Source organism: Nocardioides sp. Root190 (assembly GCF_001428565.1).
GTDB lineage: Bacteria > Actinomycetota > Actinomycetes > Propionibacteriales > Nocardioidaceae > Nocardioides.
Map to the genome: position 1 here is coordinate 433,441 of NZ_LMIA01000009.1, position 19,621 is coordinate 453,061.

Genomic DNA, 19,621 nt, shown 5'->3' on the forward strand with positions numbered 1-19,621 from the left:
CGCCCACCCCGCCCATCGAGCCCGCAGGAGGTCCGGCGGTGATCGACGTACGGCGCTGGGTTCCTGACGCGCTCGTCGCCCTCCTGGCGCTCCTGGTCGGTGTCGCCGAGATCAAGAGCTCCTACGAGCCCGACCCCTGGGCCCCGCTCCTGGTGATGATCGGCGTGGCGGTTGCTGTGGGACTGTCCCGGAGGCTGCCCGGCGCCGCCCTCGGCGTCGCGTGGCTCACCGGTCTGACCCAGGTCGTCCTCGGGGTGGACCCGATGCTGACCGAGATCCTGCTCGCGGTCGTTGCCTTCGGCTGCGCACGGTGGGGGCGCGCGGTGACCGTCTGGCTCAGCGGCCTGTCCATCCCGGTGAGTGCGGGCGTGGCCGTGCTGTGGCTCAGCCCGTATGCCTTCTACGAGGCCCTGCAGGTCGTGGGCATCGACCGGATCGCCGAGGAGACCTACCGCACCGGGCGCTACGACTGGCGGGTGCTGGCGGGCGTGCTCGGCATCGCGGTGCTGGCGACCCCGTGGCTCGCCGGGCTGGCGGTGCGCTTCGCGGCCCGCTCGGAGGACTCCCGGCGATCCCAGGTCACGGCGGAGGCCCAGCGTGACCAGGCCGAGGAGATCGCCCACCTGCGCGAGGGACAGGCGCGCCTGGCGCGCGACGTCCACGACGTCGTGGGTCACTCGCTCGCCGTGATCCTCGCCCAGGCAGAGTCGGCGCAGTACCGCGACGACACCGACACGACGGCCCTCAAGACGACCCTCGCCAACATCGCGACCTCGGCGCGCACCTCGCTCGACGACGTACGACGGGTGCTCACGCCGTCCCCGGGCACCCAGTCCTCGCGCGGACAGGCCGACCTCGACAGCCTCATCGAGGGCGTGCGGGCCAGCGGTCACGAGGTGGTGACCGACGAGGTCGGTGTGCCGCAGCCACTGCCGCCCGAGCTCGAGGTCGTCGCGTTCCGGGTGCTGCAGGAGATGTTGACCAACGCCATCAAGCACGGCCGGCGTGACCGCCCGGTGCACGTCGAACGACACTGGGAGGGTGACCTGCGCATCGAGATCCGCAACGCCGTTCCCGAGGGTGCCGGGATGCCGAGCGAGGGCGGTCAGGGCCTGGACGGCATGCGCCGCCGGCTCGAGGCGGTCGGCGGCCGGCTCGACGTCCGTCGGCGCACGGACCCGCCCACGTTCACCGTCACCGCGTGGGTGCCGGTGAGGGCGCGATGACCGAACCGATCCGGGTGCTCCTGGTCGACGACCAGGAGCTGTTCCGCGAGGGGGTGCGGGTGATCGTCGACGCCCAGGAGGGCATGGAGGTGGTCGGCACCGCGGCCGACGGCCTCGAGGCCGTCCGTCTCGTCGACGAGCTGACGCCCGACGTGGTGCTGATGGACATCCGGATGCCCGAGATGGACGGCGTCGAGGCGACCCGGCAGATCTTCGGGCCCGAGCGTTCCGCGCGACGTGCACGCCCCGTGCGCGTGGTCGTCCTGACGACCTTCAACCTCGACGACCGTGCGGCGACGGCGATCCGGTACGGCGCCAGCGGGTTCCTGCTCAAGGGCACCACCCCCGTGATGCTGCGCGACGCGATCCGCACGGTGCACGCCGGCAACGCCGTGCTCGCTCCCAGTGACCTCTCGGCCCTGCTGGACAGCCAGTTCCGTGCGCCGGCGGACCCGCCGGCGTCGTACGCCGCGCTGACCGACAAGGAGCGCGAGGTCTTCGCGGCGGTCGCCGGGGGCCTGTCCAACCAGGAGATCGCCGGACGGGTCTTCCTCAGCGAGTCGACGGTGAAGACCCACGTCGGCGCGATCCTGCGCAAGCTCGGCCTGCGGGACCGGGTGCAGATCGTCGTGTTCGCCCACGAGCACGGGCTCGTGACCGGCTGATCACGGCAGACGGCTGAGCCCGGCTCAGGCGTCGATCCGGTCGAGCGCCTGGACCAGGTCCGTCCAGAGGTCCTCGACGTCCTCGATGCCGACGGACAGGCGGATCAGGCCCTCGGGGATCGTCGTGGGCTCCATCTTCCAGCGGCGACGCCGCTCGAAGGTCGACTCGACCCCGCCCAGCGAGGTGGCGTGCACCCAGAGCGAGGTCGCGCGGACGAGGAAGTCACCGGCGTCGGCACCGCCCCGCAGGACGGGAGCGACGATGGCACCGAAGCCGGGGTAGCGGACCTCCTCGACGGCCGGGTGCCCGGCGAGCCGGCGGACCAGCTCGACCGCATTGGCCTGGGCGCGTTCGAGCCGCACGTGCAGGGTGCGCAGGCCGCGCAGGGCGAGCCAGGCCTCGAACGGTCCGGGGACCGATCCGGCCAGTCCCCGTCGGGCCTTGAGGGCGTCGTACACCTGGTCATCGGCGACCACGATCGCGCCCATCAGGACGTCGCTGTGGCCGGCGATGTACTTCGTCGCGGAGTGCAGCACGACGTCGGCGCCGAGCGAGAGCGGCTGCTGGAGCAGGGGAGTGGCGAAGGTGTTGTCGACGACGACGCTGATGCCGAGCTCGTGGGCGGCCGCGCTCAGGGCCGCGATGTCGGCCACCTCGAGGGCAGGGTTGGTGGGCGACTCCAGCCACAGGAAGGCGCAGTCCTCGTCCTCGTGCATCGCCCGGATCACGCTGTCGGTGTCGGTGATGTCGACCAGGTTGGCCCGCAGCCGACCACGGGACTCGGCGTCCGCGAGTGCGGCGACGGTGCCGTTGTAGGAGTGGCGTGGCGCGATCACGCTGCTGCCCTGGCCGACCAGGTCGAGGAGCGTGGTGACGGCGGCCATGCCCGAGGCGAAGGACAGCGCCCGGCCGCCCTCCAGGGCGCCGAGGGCGTCCTCGAAGGCCGTCCAGGTCGGGTTGCCGAAACGTCCGTACTCCAGATCGCCGGTCGCGACGTAGGTCGAGGTCATCGTGATGGGGACGTTCAGCGGCTGGTCCGGGTCGTGCGGCGGGCGTCCGGCGGTCACGGCGACGGTCGCGGGGCGCAGCGTGGAGGGCGACATGTCCCAAAGGTAGGGTCATCGGCGATGAACGCTCCCACTGGCCGCCGTGTCCGCGTCGCTGTCGTCTTCGGCGGCCGCTCCAGTGAGCACGCGATCTCGTGTGTGACGGCTGGCAGCGTGCTGCAGGCCATCGACCGCGAGAAGTACGACGTCGTGCCGATCGGCATCACCCGCGACGGACGCTGGGTCCAGGAGATCGACGACCCGACGCGCCACCGGATCACCGGCCCGGGCCAGCTGCCGTCGGTCGACGAGACCCTCCCGTCTGCCGACCGCGAGTTCGACGACGTCGACGTGGTCTTCCCGCTGCTGCACGGGCCGTGGGGCGAGGACGGCACCATCCAGGGCCTGCTGGAGATGAGCGACGTCCGCTACGTCGGGTCCGGCGTGCTGGCCTCGGCCGTGTGCATGGACAAGGCGTTCATGAAGGTCGCGCTCCAGGCGGCAGGTCTTCCCGTCACGCCGGGCACGACCACCACCGCCACCGAATGGGCCGACCAGGAGATCGCGGTGCACTCGCGGTGCGACCAGCTGGGCTACCCGCTGTTCGTGAAGCCCGCGCGGGGCGGATCCAGCATCGGCATCGCCAAGGCACACGGTCCTGCGGACCTCGCCGCGGCGATCGAGGGTGCGCTCGCGCACGACCCCAAGATCCTGATCGAGGTGTCCGCCGAGGGAGCCCGCGAGATCGAGTGCGGCGTGCTCGACGACCTCGACGGCAGCGTCGAGGTCAGCGTGCCCGCCGAGATCCGGATCACCGGCGACCACGAGTTCTACGACTTCGAGGCGAAGTACCTCCCCGAGGAGGCCACCGAGCTCGACGTCCCCGCCGTCCTCGACGAGCAGACCCGGCTCCGCATGCAGGACCTGGCGGCCGCGGCGTTCCGCGCCGCGGGCTGCGAGGGCCTGGCGCGCGTCGACTTCTTCCTGATGCCCGACGGCTCGCTCGTCATCAACGAGCTCAACACGATGCCCGGCTTCACACCGCTCTCGATGTTCCCGCAGATGTGGGCAGCCTCCGGGATGCCCTACAGCGAGCTCGTCGACCGGCTCCTCACACTGGCCCTGCAGCGGCCCACGGGTTTGCGCTAGTCGCAGGCCTCGACGAGGGTGAGGTGCTCCTTGATCAGTGGAGCGAGCACGGCCATCGCGGCCGGACCGGCGTTGGGGCGGTAGCGCGCGGGGACCGTCACCTCGATCCGGGGCCGGTAGCCGGCGGCGGTGATGGTGAGGTCGAGGTCCTGGTCGGCGAACTGCTCGTCCGGCGTGAAGTAGCCGACCCCGTTGGCCGTCTCGCACGACGCCGTCAGGTCGAAGCCCTCGGGTTCGGGGACGCCGCAGCGCACGATGATCGCGGGGTCGCCGTACGCCGCTGCCGGGGCGTCGCTCGGCTCGACGCCGTCGCGCTCCTGCTCGGCAAGACTGCTCGGCAGGGCAGCCGTGAACGCGTCACAGGCCGCACGGTCGGCGTCCGAGAGGTCGGGGACGTCGACCTCGACCGGTCCGCCGCAGGCGAGCAGGGCAGGCAGCAGGGTCAGCAGCAGCGCTGTCGCTGCCGCCGTGGACCGCGGCACGTCAGATGTGGACGACCGGGCAGGTGAGGGTCCGGGTGATGCCGTCGAGGTTCTGCACCTTGGAGACGACCAGCTTGCCCAGCTCGTCGACGTTGCGGGCCTCGGCGCGAACGATCACGTCGTAGGGGCCGGTGACGTCCTCGGCGAGGGTGACGCCCTTGATGTTGCCGACCTCGCGAGCGACCTCCGCGGCCTTGCCCACGTCGGTCTGGATGAGGATGTACGCCTGAACCACCATTGGGTCAGCTCCCGTCGAGGCAGATTTGTTGAACTCCTCAACCTACCGCGATCCACGCCTGAGGAAGAACCGGCGAGGGTGGTCTGGTGGGATGGGCCCATGACTTCGGGGATCGATCGTGACACCACCCTCGCCGACCTCGGGGAGTTCGGGCTGATCAGCCGGATCACCGAGATCATCGCGGAGCTCGCCCCGGGACAGGACGTCCTGGTCGGGCCGGGGGACGACGCGGCCGTGCTCCGGGTGCGCAAGGGTCACGTGGTCGTGTCCACGGATGTGATGGTCGAGGGCCGCCACTTCCGCCGTGACTGGGCCGATGCCGCCGACGTCGGGGCGCGGGCCGCCGCCCAGAACCTCTCGGACATCAACGCCATGGGTGGCCGCGCGCAGTGGCTGACCGTGGGCCTCGCCGCGCCCGCGGACCTCCCGGCACAGTGGGCGCTCGACTTCACCCGCGGGTTCGCCGAGGAGTGCGCCAAGGTCGGCGCAGGCCTGGTGGGCGGCGACGTGAGCCGTGCGGACCAGGTGGTCGTGTCGATCACCGCCATGGGTGCCTGCACGGTCTCCCCGGTGCTGCGCTCCGGCGCCGCGCCCGGCGACGTGCTGGCGATCTGCGGCCGCCAGGGTTGGGCGGCCGGGGGACTGGCCGTGCTGGGTCGCGGCTTCCGGTCCCCGCGGGTGCTCGTCGAGGCCTACCGGCGCCCCGAACCTCCGTACGCCGCAGGACCGATCGCCGCCGAGGCCGGTGCGAGCGCGATGGTCGACATCTCCGACGGTCTCCTCGCCGAGGCCGGGCACCTCGCCACCGCCTCCGGCGTGAGCATCGACGTGACCACGAGCGCCTTCGAGGTGCCAGAGCCGCTGCTCGCCGTCGGTCAGGCGACCGGGGCGGATCCGCTGGAGTTCATCCTCGGGGGCGGGGACGACCACGCCCTCCTGGCCACGTTCCCGCCCGGTGTGGCGCTGCCGGAGGGCTGGTTGCGGATCGGTTCGGTCGGACCGCTCACCGGCGAGGCGGTCGTGACCGTCGACGGGGCGTCGTACGACGGGCCCAGGGGCTGGTCCCACTTCTGATCGGGAAAACGCCAGAGGCCGCCACCCGAAGGTGACGGCCTCTGGTGAAGCGGTGGGGCTCAGGTCAGCGGGTGACCTTGCCGGCCTTGATGCAGCCGGTGCACACGTTGAGGCGCTTCGGGGTGCCGTTCACCTTGGCGCGCACGCGCTGGATGTTCGGGTCGAAGCGACGCTTGGTGATCTTGCGCGACCACGGCCGGTTGTTGCCGAAGGTCGGCTTCTTGTCGCAGATGTCGCACACGGCGGCCATGGGTAACTCCTGGGAGATCGCGGTCAAAGCACTGTCAATAACAATCTTGCAAGTCAGTCGGCCCGCGCGCGGACGGCGCTTCGGGCAACCGGACGAGAATAGCCGAGGAACGTGCCGTGGCCGAAATCGACGGGCTGCCGGTGCAGGCCACTAGTGTGACCTCGATGGACGAGGGGACGACGCCCGGCGCGGCGAACGAGGCACGCGCTGCCGGCATCGAGCTCGGCACCGTGGCCCGCTTCGTCGACATCGCGGTCGACGCCCTCGCCCAGGCGCGCGAGGAGATCGACGCCCTCAACGTCTACCCCGTGCCCGACGGCGACACCGGTACGAACATGTACCTCACCGTCGTCGCGGCGCGGGATGCGATCCGCGAGGCGCGCGCCGAGTCCGGTGCGCCGAGCCCGGCCGTCTACGCCGCGCTCGCCCGAGGCGCGCTGCTGGGAGCCCGGGGCAACTCCGGCGTGATCCTCAGCGAGATGCTCGGCGCGACCGTACGCCGCATCGCTGCCGCGCACCCGCAGGAGAGCAACGCCACGGTGCTCGCCGACGCGCTGTGTCAGGCGTCCGAGGCGAGCTATGCCGCGGTCGGCGAGCCCGTCGAGGGCACCATGCTGACGGTCCTGCGGGCGGCGGCGGAGGCCGCGGTCGAGCGCGCGGCCCGGCCGGGCGCCCGCAGCAGCGAGGTCCTCACGGTGGCCGCTGCCGCGGCCAGGGAGGCCCTCGGGCGCACGCCCGAACAGCTCGAGGTCCTGGCCCAGGCCGGCGTCGTCGACGCCGGGGGCCGCGGGCTGTCGGTGATCCTGGACGCCGCCGAGACCGTGCTGACGGGGCGGCGGCCGATGCCGGTGACCTCCCCGCTCGGCCGTCATGCCATCCCGGTCCCGCACCTGGTCGCTGCCGGGGACGACCTCAGCGAGGACGGTCCTGCCTACGAGGTGATGTACCTCCTCGACGGAGGCGACGAGGAGGCCGCCGCGCTGCGCGTGCGACTCGGCGAGCTCGGTGACTCGGTCGTCGTGGTCGGCGGTGACCGGCTCTGGAACGTGCACGTGCACACCGACGACGTTGGTGCGGCGATCGAGGCCGGCCTGGAGGCGGGCCGCCCGCACCGGATCCGGGTGACCCACTTCGCCGAGCAGATCGCGCTCAAGGAGGCCGAGTCGGCCCTGCCCGTCGCCGCGAGCCTGCCCGCCCTGGCGGGACGCAGTGTCGTCGCCGTCGCGGCGGGTCCCGGTCTGGCCGCCCTCTTCGAGGAGGCCGGCGCCGTCGTGGTCACCGGCGGCGCGGGCAAGCGGCCCTCGACGGGGGAGCTGCTCGCCTCGATCACCGCCTGCGGAGCGCGCGAGGTCGTCGTGCTGCCCAACGACGAACCGACCGTACGGGCCGCACTCGCCGCCGCCAGCACCGCCGAGGCCGACCACGGCACCCGCGGCCTGCGGGTCGCGGTGATCCCGACCCATGCGCAGGTCCAGGGACTCGCCGCGCTCGCGGTGCACGAGCCGGGTCGCACCTTCGACCAGGACGTCACCGAGATGACCGCCACCGCGCGCCACGTGCGCCACGGCGCCGTGACGATCGCCGCACGCCAGGCGATGACCATGGCGGGGCCGTGCGAGCCCGGCGACGCGCTCGGGGTCATCGCCGGCGACTTCGCGGTGGTCGGCGCCGAGCTGGGCTCGGTGGCACTCGTGGTGCTCGACCGGCTGCTGGCGGCAGGTGGCGAGCTGGTCACCCTGGTGAGCGGCACGGAGGTCGGCGACCTCGCCGACCGCGCCACCGCGTGGGTCGAGGAGTTCCACCCCCATGTCGACGTCGTGGTGTACGACGGTGGCCAGGAGCGGTACCCGCTCCTCATGTCGGTCGAGTAGACCAACACCAGACCATTGACCCGGAAGGGCGAACCACCGGTGGCGATCACCTTCGACTCACCCCTCACGACCGTGCTGGGCGCGGCGACCCCTGCCCAGCGCAAGAAGTTCGAGGACGGCCTCGGCCTGCGCACGGTCGGGGACCTGCTGCACCACTTCCCGCGGCGCTACCTCGAGACCGGTTCGCTGACCCGCGTCGGCGACCTGCGCATCGGTCAGCTCCTCTGCGTGGTCGGCGAGATCAGCGAGTGCCAGACGCTCCGCTACAACGACCGGCGGACCGGCCGGCCGGCGTACCGCGTCGAGGCGACCCTGCGCACCGGCGGCCCGAGCCTGCGGATGACCTTCTTCGCCAAGAACCAGCACACGGCCGACTGGCACGCGAGCCGCGTGGCGCTGGGCAACCGTGGGGTCTTCCTGGGCAAGGCGGACCGGTTCCGCGACCAGTGGCAGCTGGTCAACCCGCAGCTCAGCATCTTCGGGATGAGTGACGACGACGAGGACAGCGCCGTCCAGGAGGTGCTCGAGTTCGGCACCCTCTACCCGATCTATCCCCTCACCAAGGGCATCCAGACCTGGGACGTCGCCAGGGCGGTGAAGTTCGCGCGGTCGGTCGTGGAGGGCGTGCCCGAGGTGCTGCCGGCCACCGTCCGCGACGAGTACGACGTCGCCGCGATCGACGACGCCTACCAGTGGGTCCACCGGCCCGAGGACCGCGACCAGGTCGAGCGGGCACACCACCGCTTCCGCTTCGAGGAGGCGCTGGTCACCCAGCTGGTGCTGGGCCGCCGCCGTCGGGCGACCCGGTCGCTCGGCGCCACCGTGCGCGACGGCGGGGACGGCGCGATCCTGGCGGCCTTCGACGAGCGGTTGCCCTACACGCTCACGGCCGGGCAGGACAGCGTCGGACGCGAGATCGACCACGACCTCGCCCAGGGACACCCGATGAACCGGTTGCTGCAGGGCGAGGTCGGCTCGGGCAAGACGCTCGTCGCCCTGCGGGCGATGCTGCGGGTGGTCGACTCCGGTGGCCAGGCTGCGCTCCTGGCGCCGACCGAGGTGCTCGCCCAGCAGCACCACCGCTCGATCGTGACCCTGCTCGGCGAGCTCGCAGACGGCGGCACCCTCTTCGGATCGGGGCCCGGCACGCGTGTCGAGCTCCTCACCGGCTCGATGACCAAGACGCAGCGCACCGGCCCGCTCTCGCGGATCGCGACCGGCGATGCGGGCATCGTGATCGGCACCCACGCCCTCCTGCAGGACCAGGTGAGCTTCTTCGACCTCGGCCTGGTGGTCGTCGACGAGCAGCACCGGTTCGGTGTCGAGCAGCGCGCGGCACTCACCGACAAGGCGACCGCACCCCCGCACCTGCTGGTGATGACGGCGACACCGATCCCGCGGACCGTCGCGATGACCGTCTTCGGCGACCTGGAGACCTCCACGCTGAGCGAGCTGCCGGCCGGGCGCGCGCCGATCCAGTCCAACGTCGTGCCCCTCGCCGAGCAGCCCACCTGGCTCGACCGGGTCTGGGCCCGGGCGCGCGAGGAGGTCGACAAGGGCCACCAGGTCTATGTCGTGTGCCCGCGCATCGCCGGTGACGAGCACGAGGCGGGTCAGGTGGACGTCGTCGACCTGCCCGGCGAGGACGACGAGACCCCGCCCGCGGTCCCGGCCGGGGGAGCGGCGGCGGTCGAGGAGGTCGTCGAGCGGCTCGGCAGCGGTGCGTTGGCGGGCCTGCGCATCGGCCGGCTCCACGGCCGGCTCCCTGCCGACGAGAAGGACGCCACGATGCGCGCCTTCGCCGACGGCGCGCTCGACGTCCTGGTGTCGACCACCGTGATCGAGGTGGGCGTCGACGTGGCCAACGCCACCGCGATGGTCATCCTCGACGCCGACCGGTTCGGGATCTCCCAGCTCCACCAGCTGCGTGGTCGCGTCGGTCGGGGCGGGTTGCCCGGGCTGTGCCTGCTCGTGACCCGCACCGAGGCGGAGACGCCGGCGCGCGAGCGCCTGGACGCGGTCGCCTCCACCACCGACGGCTTCCTGCTCAGTCGCATCGACCTCGAGCAGCGCAGGGAGGGCGACGTGCTCGGGGCCTCCCAGGCCGGTCGGCGCTCGAGCCTGGAGAATCTCCGTGTGCTGCGCGACGAGGACACCATCGTCGCCGCCCGCGAAGCCGCCGAGACGCTGCTCGACGACGGGACGGACCTCGCCCACGTGCCGGGGCTCGCCGTCGCCGTACGCGATCTCGAGCAGTCGCAGCAGGCCGATTTCGTGGACAAGTCATGAGGAGGACGGCGTGACGCGCATCATCGCCGGGCGGGCTGGCGGACGACGGCTCCAGACGCCGCCGGGGGACGCGACCCGACCCACCAGCGACCGGGTCCGCGAGGCCCTGTTCTCGGTGCTCGAGGCCCGCGTTGGCTCCTTGCAGGACCTGCGGTTCCTCGACCTGTACGCCGGCTCCGGCGCGATCGGGCTCGAAGGCTGGTCACGTGGTGCCGCTGGCGTGACGTTCGTGGAGTCCGACCGGCGCACGGCCGAGCTGATCCGGGCCAACGCCGGCACCATCGGCTGCGACGTGGCCGAGGTGGTGGCCCGGTCGGTCCAGACAGTTCTCGAGACGGGGCCGGCGGCGCCGTACGACCTGGTCTTCTCCGACCCGCCCTACCCGCTCGAGGACGACGTGCTCACCGCGGACCTCGCGGCCCTCGTCGCCCACGGCTGGCTCGCCGAGGAGGCGGTGGTCGTCGTGGAGCGGTCGCGCCGCAGCCCGGAACCCACGTGGCCCGAGGGGCTCGAGCCGCTGGCCGGCAAGCGGCGACTCAAGAAGTACGGCGAGACGCACCTGTGGCTCGCGGAGTTTGCCGGTCCGGACGAGGCGACCGATAGCCTCGCCCCATGACCCGTGCGGTGTGTCCCGGCTCCTTCGACCCGGTGACGAACGGCCACGTCGACATCTTCCGGCGCTCGGCTGCGCTCTTCGACGAGCTCGTCGTCGCCACGGGCACCAACATCTCCAAGTCGCGGCTCTTCGATCCCGAGGAGCGGCTCGAGATGCTCCGCGAGTCGTGCGCGGACCTCCCGAACGTCACGGTGATGGGCTTCACCGGCCTGATCGTCGACTTCTGTCGCGAGATCGACGCCCAGGCCATCGTCAAGGGCCTGCGCGGGGGCAACGACTACGAGTACGAGCTCCCGATGGCGCAGATGAACGCCCACCTCACCGGGGTGGAGACGGTGTTCGTCCCGACCACGGCCAGCCTCGGCTACGTCTCCTCGAGCCTGGTCAAGGAGGTCGCCACGCTGGGTGGCGACATCTCCGGTCTGGTGCCGCCCGCCGTGGAGGCCCGGCTGGCCGCTCGGCTCGCCGAGAGGGCGGCTGCACAGTGACCCGGCTCCGGCTCGGATTTTGTCCGCCTCCTTCCCCCCACTACGATCGGTGTGTTCTGTTGTGCCCGGACCTGGAAGTGATCATCTGAACGGCCTGGACCCGAGAGCGCCGCTCGTGCTCGATACTCGCGAGCTCGGCCGCCGCCCGGGGTCCCAGCGTCAGGTGTCGTTGACAGTGCCGGCCCCGGCAGATCTGGGCATCGAAGTCCTCTCCGTCCCCGAGGGCGCGCCGGTCGAGCTTGACCTGCGCCTGGAGGCGGTCATGGAAGGCGTGCTCATCACCGGTTCGGCTGCGGCCACGCTGGAGGGTGAGTGCGTACGGTGCCTGGAACCGATCCGCGACGAGTTCGAGGTGAGGTTCCAGGAGCTGTTCGTCTACGACGACATCCGGGACTCGGCGGAAGCCGAGGAGGACGACGAGGTCAGCATGCTCGAGGACGACCTGGTCGACCTGGAGCCCCTGCTGCGGGATGCGGTGGTGCTCGCGCTACCGTTCCAGCCCTTGTGCCAGGACGACTGTCCCGGGTTGTGCTCCGAGTGTGGAGTGCGACTGCTGGAGCAGCCGGACCACGTGCACGAGGAGGCGATCGATCCTCGCTGGAAGGCGTTGACCACGCTGACCGACGAAGCCCAGCACGACCCCACAGACTGACGACGCGCTCGACCTGAGCGCAACGAACCAAGGAGAAGACAGTGGCTGTTCCGAAGCGGAAGATGTCGCGCAGCAACACGCGTCACCGTCGCTCGCAGTGGAAGGCTGTCGCCCCGGTGCTGGCCACCTGCGCCAACCCGGCCTGCGGTGCCAAGCACCTCCCGCACCGTGCCTGCGGCACCTGCGGCCAGTACGGCGCCCGCGCCGCCCGCCGCCAGGTCCTCTGAGGCCTTCGCCCATCACCATCGACGACGGCAGCTACGCCGGACTGCGTCGAGCGCTCGGGGATCCCATCCTGGACCCCGGGCTGCTCGACCGCGCCCTGACGCACCGGTCCTACGCGTACGAGAACGGTGGTCTCCCGACCAACGAGCGCCTGGAGTTCCTGGGCGACTCGGTGCTCGGGGTCGTCGTCACCGAGACGCTGTACCTGACCCACCCCGATCTCTCCGAGGGTCGCCTCGCCAAGCTGCGTGCCGCGGTCGTCAATGCCCGCGCCCTGGCGGTCGTCGCCCGTGAGATCGGCCTCGGCGAGCACATCAAGCTCGGCCGCGGCGAAGAGGCCACCGGTGGTCGCGATAAGGCATCGATCCTGTCCGACACCGTCGAGGCCGTCATCGGCGCGATCCACCTCAGCGGTGGCGGCATCACGACCTCGTCCGAGGTCGTGCACCGTCTCTTCGACCCGCTCATCGTGGCCGCGTCGGCGCTCGGCGCCGGTCTCGACTGGAAGACCTCCCTGCAGGAGCTCGCCGCGGACCAGAGCCTCGGTGTGCCCGAGTACGTCCTGGCCGACGAGGGCCCGGACCACATGAAGACCTTCACCGCCCAGGTGCGCGTCGGCGAGAAGCTCTACGGCAACGGCCGGGGTCGCTCCAAGAAGGAAGCCGAGCAGGGCGCTGCCGAGACGGCGTACGGCGAGATCGCCACCGCGCTCGGCCTCGACTCGCACGGCCGCCCGCTCGTCGCCGGCAGCTGACCCGGACCGCCGGTGCCCGAGCTGCCCGAGGTCGAGGTCGTTCGCGCCGGCCTCGAACGCCACGTCTCCGGAGCCACGATCGCGCTCGTCGACGTGCTCCACGACCGTCCCGTACGCCGCCACCCCGGCGGGGCCTCCGGTTTCGCCGCGGCGCTGACCGGGCGCCGGATCGAGGGTGCTCGCCGGCGCGGGAAGTACCTCTGGCTCCCGCTCGACAACGGCGACGCGATCCTGGGCCACCTCGGGATGAGCGGGCAGATGCTCGTCCAGCCCGTCGATGCGCCTGCCGAGCGGCACCTGCGGGTGCGCTTCGCCCTCACCGGCACCGATCACGGCCGTGAGCTGCGCTTCGTGGACCAACGGATGTTCGGCGGTCTGTCGGTCTCCACGGGCGGCGCCGAGCTGCCGGTCGAGATCGCACACATCGCGCGGGACCCGCTCGACCCCGAGTTCGACGACGCCGCCTTCGTGGCGCGCCTGCGCAAGCGGACCTCGGGGGTCAAGCGGCTGCTGCTCGACCAGGGCCTGATCTCCGGTGTCGGCAACATCTACGCCGACGAGGCGCTGTGGCGCACCGGCCTGCACGGTGAGCGGCCGGGCGACCGACTGACCCGGGCCCAGGGCGTCGCGCTGCTGGGCCACGCGCGCACCGTGATGTCCGAGGCGCTGAGCCAGGGCGGCACGTCCTTCGACGCGCTGTACGTCAACGTCAACGGCGAGTCCGGCTACTTCGACCGCTCCCTGCACGCCTACGGACGCGAGGGCGAGCCGTGTGATCGCTGCGCGACCCCGATCCGCCGGATCGCGTTCATGAACCGGTCGTCGTACTTCTGCCCGCGCTGCCAGCCGGCTCCCCGCGCCCGCCGCTGAACACCTGACTGGACAGGTCGCGGAGGTTTGACCCGCGGCGTGGTAAGTGGGACTCTTGGAGACGGCCCCCCTTGGGGTCCGCACCCCCAATCGGAAGGCTCATCTTCATGGCCAAGGCGCTGATCGGTCACCTGAACAGCGACCTCCGCGACCCGCGTCTCGCACTCGAGAACGCTCGCCTGCGCAACCGGGTCGCCGAGCTGGAGTCCCTCGTCCTCCGCCTCTCCGAGGAGAACGACAAGCTGATGTCGGCGCGTGCCGCCGAGATCCTCACCAGTGACGCTGCGGAGATGCAGCCCGCCTGATCGCGCTGCGCACCCTGACCTCGTGAGCAGGGTCGCCGAGGCGATTGCTCCGGCCCGTCTCGGGCCGGACTTCCGCCGACTCATGGCGTCCACCTGGGTGAGCAACCTGGGAGACGGGATCGCCCTGGCGGCCGGCCCCCTGCTGGTCGCCTCGCAGACCCGCTCGCCCGCCCTCGTCTCGATGGCGTTGCTGCTGGTCGGACTGCCCTGGCTGCTGTTCGGACTGTTCGCCGGCGCCGTCGCGGACCGGGTCGACCGCAAGCAGATGGTGCTGGTCGCCAACCTGTTGCGGACCCTGGTCCTGGCCCTGCTCGTGGCCTCCATCGCGACCGGGGTGGTCAGCATCGCGGTCGTGCTCAGCGCGATGTTCCTGCTCGGGACCGCCGAGGTCTTCGCGGACACGGCCTACCGGACGTTCCTGCCGATGATGGTCGACAAGGCCGACCTCGGGATCGCCAATGCCCGGCTGCAGGCGGGGTTCATCACGCTCAACCAGTTCGCCGGCGCACCTCTGGGAGCGGCGTTGTTCGCCGTGGGCATGGCTGTCCCGTTCGGCGTCCAGATCGGCTGCGGACTGCTCGCCGTCGTCCTGGTGTCGCGGCTGGCGCTCCCGGCCGGACCCGTGCGCGGCGAGGTCGACACCCACGTCGTGCGCGACATCGCCGACGGCGTGCGCTGGATGATGGGCCACCCGCCGGTGCGTACCCTGGCGCTGGTCATCGTGACCTTCAACATCACCTGGGCGGCGGCATGGGCGATCCTGGTCCTCTACTCGCTCGACGTCCTGCACATGGGGCCGGTGGGCTACGGACTGCTCACCACGGCGGCCGCGGCCGGCGGCCTGGTCGGCACCTTCCTCTACGGCTGGGTTGAGCGGCACGTGCCCCTGGCCACGCTGATGCGGGTGTGCCTGGGTCTCGAGGTGGTCATGCACCTCGGCTTCGCGCTCACGACCGTGGCCTGGCTCGCGCTGCTGATCATGTTCGGCTTCGGCGTCTACGCGTTCCTGTGGGGCACCCTGTCCCAGGCCGTGCGGCAGCGCGCCGTGCCGATGGAGTACCAGGGGCGGGTCGGCTCGGTCTACAGCGTCGCGATCTTCGGCGGCATCGTGGTGGGGGCGGCGCTCGGGGGCTTCATCGCCGAGCACTGGGGGGTCACGGCGCCCTTCTGGTTCGCCTTCGTCGGCTCCGGGCTCACCCTGGTGCTGGTCTGGCGACAGCTGGGCCACATCGCGCACGTCGACCAGACATCCGGCCTCGACGAGGGGTAGCCTGAGGCCGCCGAGCGTGAGCAAGGGAGCCCGTGTGTACCTGAAGAGCCTGACCCTCAAGGGGTTCAAGTCCTTCGCCTCGGCGACGACCCTCCAGCTCGAGCCGGGCATCACCTGCATCGTGGGTCCGAACGGCTCCGGCAAGTCCAATGTCGTCGACGCCCTCGCCTGGGTCATGGGTGAGGCCAGTGCGAAGAGCCTGCGCGGCGGCAAGATGGACGACGTCATCTTCGCCGGCACGTCCGGCCGACCGCCGCTGGGGCGGGCCGAGGTGCTGCTGACCATCGACAACTCCGACGGCGCACTGCCGATCGAGTACTCCGAGGTCACGATCAGCCGGACCATGTTCCGCACGGGTGGCTCGGAGTACGCCATCAATGGCACTTCGTGCCGCCTGCTGGACGTCCAGGAGCTGCTGAGCGACTCCGGCATCGGTCGCGAGATGCACGTCATCGTCGGCCAGGGCCAGCTCGACACGATCCTCCACGCGACCCCCGAGGACCGACGCGGGTTCATCGAGGAGGCGGCCGGTGTCCTCAAGCACCGCAAGCGCAAGGAGAAGGCGCTCCGCAAGCTCGACTCCACCGAGGGCAACCTCACCCGGCTCAACGACCTGCTGAGCGAGATCCGGCGCCAGCTCAAGCCGCTGGGTCGTCAGGCCGAGGTGGCCCGGCGTGCTGCGACCGTCCAGGCCGACGTCCGCGACGCCCGCGCCCGCCTGCTCGCCGACGACCTCGTCACCGCACGGACCTCCCTCGAGCAGGAGCTCGCCGACGAGAGCGTGCTGCTCACCCGTCGTCAGGAGGTCGAGGCCGCGCTGGCCAGGGCCCGCGAGAACGAGGCGACCCTCGAGGCCGCCCTGCGCGAGGACCTGCCGGCGCTGTCGGCCGCCCAGGAGACGCTGTCCTCGCTCAATGCACTGCGTGAGCGCCTCCGCGGCACCCAGAGCCTCGCGGCCGAACGCGTGCGCAACGCGGCTGGCGCCGAGGCCGACGGCGACCAGATCGGTTCGGGCCGCGACCCCGAGGAGATCGAGGCCGAGGCCACCCGGCTCGCCGAGCAGGAGGCCGAGATCGCGGCCCTGGTGGCCGAGCAGCAGGTCGCCCTCGAGACCGCGGTCCAGTCGCGCCGTACGGCCGAGGAGTCCGCCGCCGCCGAGGAGCGTCGCGTCGCGGGACTCCTCCGCGCCGCCGCCGATCGTCGCGAGGGTCTGGCCCGCCTGCACGGTCAGGTCAACACGCTCCGCTCCCGGGCGACCTCGGCCGAGGGCGAGATCGGCCGGCTCGAGACCGCCCGTGCCGACGCGACTGCCCGTGCCGAGAAGTCCCAGCGCGACTTCACCGCCCTCGAGACCCGGGTCGCCGGACTGGACGCCGGCGAGGAGGGTCTCGACGCCGAGCACGAAGGTGCTGTCGCCGAGCTCGACGACATCACCGAGCGGCTCGTCAAGGTCCGCGAGGAGGCCCAGCAGGCCGACCGCGACAAGGCCGGACTGACCGCGCGCAAGGAGGCCCTGGAGATCGGGCTCTCCCGCAAGGACGGCGCAGGTGCGCTCCTCGCCGCCAGCGACACGATCTCCGGCCTCCTCGGCTCCGTGGCTGCACTGGTGGCGGTGCGGGCCGGCTACGAAGGCGCCGTGGCCGCCGCCCTCGGTGCCGCGGCCGATGCCGTCGCGGTGACCGACGCCGACTCCGCCGTCGCGGCCATCGCCCACCTCAAGTCCGACGACCTGGGCCGTGCCGGGCTCCTGCTCGGCGGGGGAGCGGCCGAGGCAGCCGGCGACTGGCCGGCCCTGCCGCCCGGGACGTCGTACGCCGTGGACGTGGTCGACTGCCCGGCCCAGGTGCGCCCCGCGCTCAACCGCCTGCTGCGCAAGGTGGCCGTGGTCGACGACCTGGCCGCCGCCCGCACGCTCGTCGCCGGACTGCCCGACGTCATCGCCGTGACCCGCGACGGCGACCTGTTCGGCGCGCACTTCGCCTCCGGCGGCTCCAACGCCAGTCAGAGCCTGATCGAGATCCAGGCCGCGGTCGAGGAGGCCACCACCTCGCTCGCCGAGGCCGTCGCGGCAGCCGAGCGGCTCTCCTTCGACCTGTCCCGTCTCGAGAACGAGCGGTCCGCGGCGCAGCAGCGCGTCGACGTCGCCCTCGCCCGGCTGCACGAGTCGGACGCGACCCTCGCCGCCGTCGCCGAGGAGCTGGGCCAGCACGGCTCGCTCGCGCGCGCTGCGCGGGCGGAGGCCGAGCGCCTGACCGAGGCGATCGCGCAGGCCGAGACGTCCCGCGAGCAGGCCCTGGTGGGACTCGCCGAGCTGGAGCAGCGCCTCGCCTCCGCGGAGGAGGACTCCGAGGAGGAGCCGGACACGACCGAGCAGGGGCGCCTCGTCGAGGTCACCCGCGCGGCCCGCCAGTCCGAGATGGAGGCACGGCTGTCGCTGCGCACCTCCGAGGAGCGGGGCCGTGCCCTGCACGGTCGGGTCGACACCATGCGCAAGGCCGCCGAGGCCGAGCGGGTCGCCCGGGCCCGCGCGGCCGAGCGTCGCGCGCGGCTGATCGCCGAGGGCCGCGCCGGCCAGGCCGTGGCGACGGCTGTGGGCTTCGCGCTGAGCCGCCTGGAGCTGTCGGTGACCCAGGCCGCCGAGCGGCGCCAGGGGATCGAGGACTCCCGCCGCGGACGCGAGCAGGAGCTGATGGGCGTACGACAGACGCTGCGCGAGCTCGCCCGCGAGCTGGAGGAGCTGGTCAGCTCGGTCCACCGCGACGAGATGGCCCGCGCCCAGCAGCGGATGCGGATCGAGCAGATCGAGGTCAAGGCCCTCGAGGAGCTCGGTCTCGAGCCCGAGGGACTGATGGCCGACTACGGCCCGGACCAGCCCGTGCCGGTGCTCGGCGACCCGGTTGCGGAGACCGACGGCGACGGCGATGACCCCGGCGACGGCGACGTCGTGGAGGGTGCCGAGCCCGAGCTGCGCACCGTGCCCTTCGTCCGCGAGGAGCAGGTCAAGAGGCTCCGCTCCGCCGAGCGGGCCCTGAGCATGCTGGGCAAGGTCAACCCGCTCGCGCTGGAGGAGTTCAGCGCGATGGAGGAGCGTCACCAGTTCCTCTCCGAGCAGCTCGAGGACCTGCGCGCGACCCGCAAGGACCTGCTCGACATCGTCAAGGACGTCGACACCAAGGTGGAGCAGGTCTTCGTCGAGGCCTACGCCGACGTCACCAAGGCGTTCGACCAGACCTTCGCGCGACTCTTCCCGGGCGGCGAGGGCCGACTCGTCCTCACCGACCCGTCCAACATGCTCACGACGGGCATTGAGGTCGAGGCCCGCCCGCCCGGCAAGAAGGTCAAGCGCCTCTCTCTGCTGTCCGGTGGCGAGCGCTCGCTGGTCGCCGTGGCCTTCCTGGTCGCGCTGTTCAAGGCACGCCCCTCGCCGTTCTACATCCTCGACGAGGTCGAGGCGGCCCTGGACGACGTCAACCTCGGCCGCCTGCTCGAGATCTACGAGGAACTGCGCGAGAACTCCCAGCTGCTCGTCATCACACACCAGAAGCGGACGATGGAGGTCGGGGACGCGTTGTACGGCGTCACCATGCGCGGTGACGGCGTCTCGGCCGTGATCAGCCAGCGGCTCCGGCGGGAGACCGCGTGAGCGCTCCGGCAGCCGGGCCCGATCGGAGCCGGCCCGACCGGGCGTCGTACAAGGCCTGGCGCACGGCGACGACGCGCTGGTCCGACGACGACGTCTACGGCCACCTCAACAACGCGCGCTACTTCGACCTGATCGACACCGCCGTCAACGTCCACCTCCACGACGAGACGGGGGTCGACATCCGCACCCTGCCCGCGATCGGCGTGGTGGCCGAGGTGTCGTGCCGCTACTTCGCCGAGATGGGCTACCCGCGTCCGATCGAGATGGGCCTGGCGGTGGAGCGGCTGGGGTCGTCCTCGGTGATCTACCGCGTCGGCCTCTTCCAGGGCGACCCCGAGGGTGAGGGCGCGCTCGCGTGCGCGGAGGGCCGTTTCGTGCACGTGTACGTCGACAACACCGATCCCGCGCGACCGGTCGTCCCGGTCCCGGACGTGATCCGCGAGGCCGTCACCCCGCTCGTCGTGTGACCTCGGCCTCCCGGTGAGCGGATGCGGTGTCGCCGGTTGC

General features: G+C 71.9%; 20 protein-coding genes. 16 read left to right on the top strand and 4 right to left on the bottom strand.

The annotated features are described in order from the left end of the window. Positions 1 to 38 precede the first annotated feature (38 nt). Together ASE01_RS11855 and ASE01_RS11860 are read left to right on the top strand one after the other, a co-directional pair. Positions 39 to 1,226 carry a sensor histidine kinase gene (locus ASE01_RS11855; protein ID WP_056751447.1) on the top strand — a complete coding sequence of 396 codons (1,188 nt, stop codon included), beginning with the start codon at positions 39 to 41 and terminating at the stop codon, positions 1,224 to 1,226. After that, positions 1,223 to 1,891, top strand: coding sequence for a response regulator (locus tag ASE01_RS11860; RefSeq protein WP_056751449.1), 669 nt, complete (start codon positions 1,223 to 1,225; stop codon positions 1,889 to 1,891). Before ASE01_RS11855 ends, ASE01_RS11860 begins: the two co-directional genes overlap by 4 nt. Positions 1,892 to 1,915: 24 nt before the next feature. Here the strand turns inward: ASE01_RS11860 and ASE01_RS11865 are convergent, their stop codons facing one another. Beyond that, entirely contained in the window at positions 1,916 to 2,995 is a 1,080-nt protein-coding gene (locus ASE01_RS11865) for a trans-sulfuration enzyme family protein (protein WP_056751451.1), read from the bottom strand. A 24-nt stretch (positions 2,996 to 3,019) separates the two neighbouring features. Here ASE01_RS11865 and ASE01_RS11870 point away from each other — a divergent pair, with 24 nt between their 5' ends. Further along, complete coding sequence (locus ASE01_RS11870) at positions 3,020 to 4,087, top strand: D-alanine--D-alanine ligase family protein (protein WP_056751454.1); 1,068 nt, start codon at positions 3,020 to 3,022, stop codon at positions 4,085 to 4,087. On the opposite strand, the gene ASE01_RS11875 is transcribed toward ASE01_RS11870, so the two are convergent. Both ASE01_RS11875 and ASE01_RS11880 read right to left on the bottom strand, forming a co-directional pair. Further along, positions 4,084 to 4,569 (bottom strand): DUF3515 domain-containing protein, encoded by a 486-nt coding sequence (locus ASE01_RS11875; RefSeq protein ID WP_056751457.1) that lies wholly within the window; start codon positions 4,567 to 4,569, stop codon positions 4,084 to 4,086. The two genes, ASE01_RS11870 and ASE01_RS11875, sit on opposite strands and share 4 nt — an antisense overlap. Before the next feature lies 1 nt (position 4,570). Next, positions 4,571 to 4,804 (bottom strand): Lrp/AsnC family transcriptional regulator, encoded by a 234-nt coding sequence (locus tag ASE01_RS11880; RefSeq protein WP_200958840.1) that lies wholly within the window; start codon positions 4,802 to 4,804, stop codon positions 4,571 to 4,573. 102 nt (positions 4,805 to 4,906) lie between these two features. Between ASE01_RS11880 and ASE01_RS11885 the strand changes: the two genes are divergently transcribed. Then, entirely contained in the window at positions 4,907 to 5,881 is a 975-nt protein-coding gene (locus ASE01_RS11885) for a thiamine-phosphate kinase (RefSeq protein ID WP_056751463.1), read from the top strand. Positions 5,882 to 5,945: 64 nt separating this feature from the next. On the opposite strand, the gene rpmB is transcribed toward ASE01_RS11885, so the two are convergent. Beyond that, positions 5,946 to 6,131 (bottom strand): 50S ribosomal protein L28, encoded by a 186-nt coding sequence (rpmB, locus tag ASE01_RS11890; protein ID WP_056751466.1) that lies wholly within the window; start codon positions 6,129 to 6,131, stop codon positions 5,946 to 5,948. Positions 6,132 to 6,247: 116 nt separating this feature from the next. Here rpmB and ASE01_RS11895 point away from each other — a divergent pair, with 116 nt between their 5' ends. From ASE01_RS11895 to ASE01_RS11950, 12 genes are all read left to right on the top strand, one after another. Further along, positions 6,248 to 8,002, top strand: a complete 1,755-nt coding sequence (locus tag ASE01_RS11895) for a DAK2 domain-containing protein (RefSeq protein ID WP_321164123.1) — start codon at positions 6,248 to 6,250, stop codon at positions 8,000 to 8,002. 39 nt (positions 8,003 to 8,041) lie between these two features. Further along, entirely contained in the window at positions 8,042 to 10,291 is a 2,250-nt protein-coding gene (locus tag ASE01_RS11900) for an ATP-dependent DNA helicase RecG (protein WP_056751468.1), read from the top strand. 10 nt (positions 10,292 to 10,301) lie between these two features. Then, positions 10,302 to 10,907 (top strand): 16S rRNA (guanine(966)-N(2))-methyltransferase RsmD, encoded by a 606-nt coding sequence (gene rsmD, locus ASE01_RS11905; RefSeq protein WP_056751471.1) that lies wholly within the window; start codon positions 10,302 to 10,304, stop codon positions 10,905 to 10,907. Then, a complete protein-coding gene (gene coaD / locus ASE01_RS11910) occupies positions 10,904 to 11,395 on the top strand; it encodes a pantetheine-phosphate adenylyltransferase (protein ID WP_056751474.1) in 492 nt (163 codons plus the stop codon). The genes rsmD and coaD overlap by 4 nt, the downstream gene beginning before the upstream one ends. Positions 11,396 to 11,456: 61 nt before the next feature. After that, entirely contained in the window at positions 11,457 to 12,047 is a 591-nt protein-coding gene (locus ASE01_RS11915; protein ID WP_056751476.1) for a YceD family protein, read from the top strand. Between the two features lie 41 nt (positions 12,048 to 12,088). Continuing rightward, entirely contained in the window at positions 12,089 to 12,274 is a 186-nt protein-coding gene (rpmF, locus tag ASE01_RS11920; protein ID WP_056751481.1) for a 50S ribosomal protein L32, read from the top strand. An 11-nt stretch (positions 12,275 to 12,285) separates the two neighbouring features. Further along, entirely contained in the window at positions 12,286 to 13,026 is a 741-nt protein-coding gene (gene rnc / locus ASE01_RS11925; protein ID WP_056752188.1) for a ribonuclease III, read from the top strand. Between the two features lie 12 nt (positions 13,027 to 13,038). Further along, on the top strand, positions 13,039 to 13,896 hold the full coding sequence (gene mutM, locus ASE01_RS11930) for a bifunctional DNA-formamidopyrimidine glycosylase/DNA-(apurinic or apyrimidinic site) lyase (RefSeq protein WP_056751483.1): 858 nt from the start codon (positions 13,039 to 13,041) through the stop codon (positions 13,894 to 13,896). Between the two features lie 107 nt (positions 13,897 to 14,003). Then, entirely contained in the window at positions 14,004 to 14,201 is a 198-nt protein-coding gene (locus ASE01_RS11935) for a hypothetical protein (RefSeq protein ID WP_056751485.1), read from the top strand. Between the two features lie 22 nt (positions 14,202 to 14,223). Continuing rightward, positions 14,224 to 15,471 carry an MFS transporter gene (locus ASE01_RS11940; protein WP_056751488.1) on the top strand — a complete coding sequence of 416 codons (1,248 nt, stop codon included), beginning with the start codon at positions 14,224 to 14,226 and terminating at the stop codon, positions 15,469 to 15,471. 34 nt (positions 15,472 to 15,505) lie between these two features. After that, the gene (gene smc / locus ASE01_RS11945) at positions 15,506 to 19,114 is read left to right on the top strand and encodes a chromosome segregation protein SMC (protein ID WP_056751491.1); all 3,609 of its coding nucleotides are present in this window, start codon (positions 15,506 to 15,508) and stop codon (positions 19,112 to 19,114) included. Next, entirely contained in the window at positions 19,111 to 19,581 is a 471-nt protein-coding gene (locus tag ASE01_RS11950) for an acyl-CoA thioesterase (RefSeq protein WP_056751493.1), read from the top strand. Before smc ends, ASE01_RS11950 begins: the two co-directional genes overlap by 4 nt. Positions 19,582 to 19,621: the final 40 nt, after the last annotated feature.

What these genes read in the sequence shown, in the direction of transcription:
- ASE01_RS11860 (WP_056751449.1), top strand. Translation starts at nt 1,223, where the DNA reads ATGACCGAACCGATCCGGGTGCTCCTGGTCGACGACCAGGAGCTGTTC.
- ASE01_RS11885 (WP_056751463.1), top strand. Translation starts at nt 4,907, where the DNA reads ATGACTTCGGGGATCGATCGTGACACCACCCTCGCCGACCTCGGGGAG.
- coaD (WP_056751474.1), top strand. Translation starts at nt 10,904, where the DNA reads ATGACCCGTGCGGTGTGTCCCGGCTCCTTCGACCCGGTGACGAACGGC.
- ASE01_RS11935 (WP_056751485.1), top strand. Translation starts at nt 14,004, where the DNA reads ATGGCCAAGGCGCTGATCGGTCACCTGAACAGCGACCTCCGCGACCCG.
- rpmB (WP_056751466.1), bottom strand. Translation starts at nt 6,131, where the DNA reads ATGGCCGCCGTGTGCGACATCTGCGACAAGAAGCCGACCTTCGGCAAC.
- ASE01_RS11870 (WP_056751454.1), top strand. Translation starts at nt 3,020, where the DNA reads ATGAACGCTCCCACTGGCCGCCGTGTCCGCGTCGCTGTCGTCTTCGGC.
- ASE01_RS11865 (WP_056751451.1), bottom strand. Translation starts at nt 2,995, where the DNA reads ATGTCGCCCTCCACGCTGCGCCCCGCGACCGTCGCCGTGACCGCCGGA.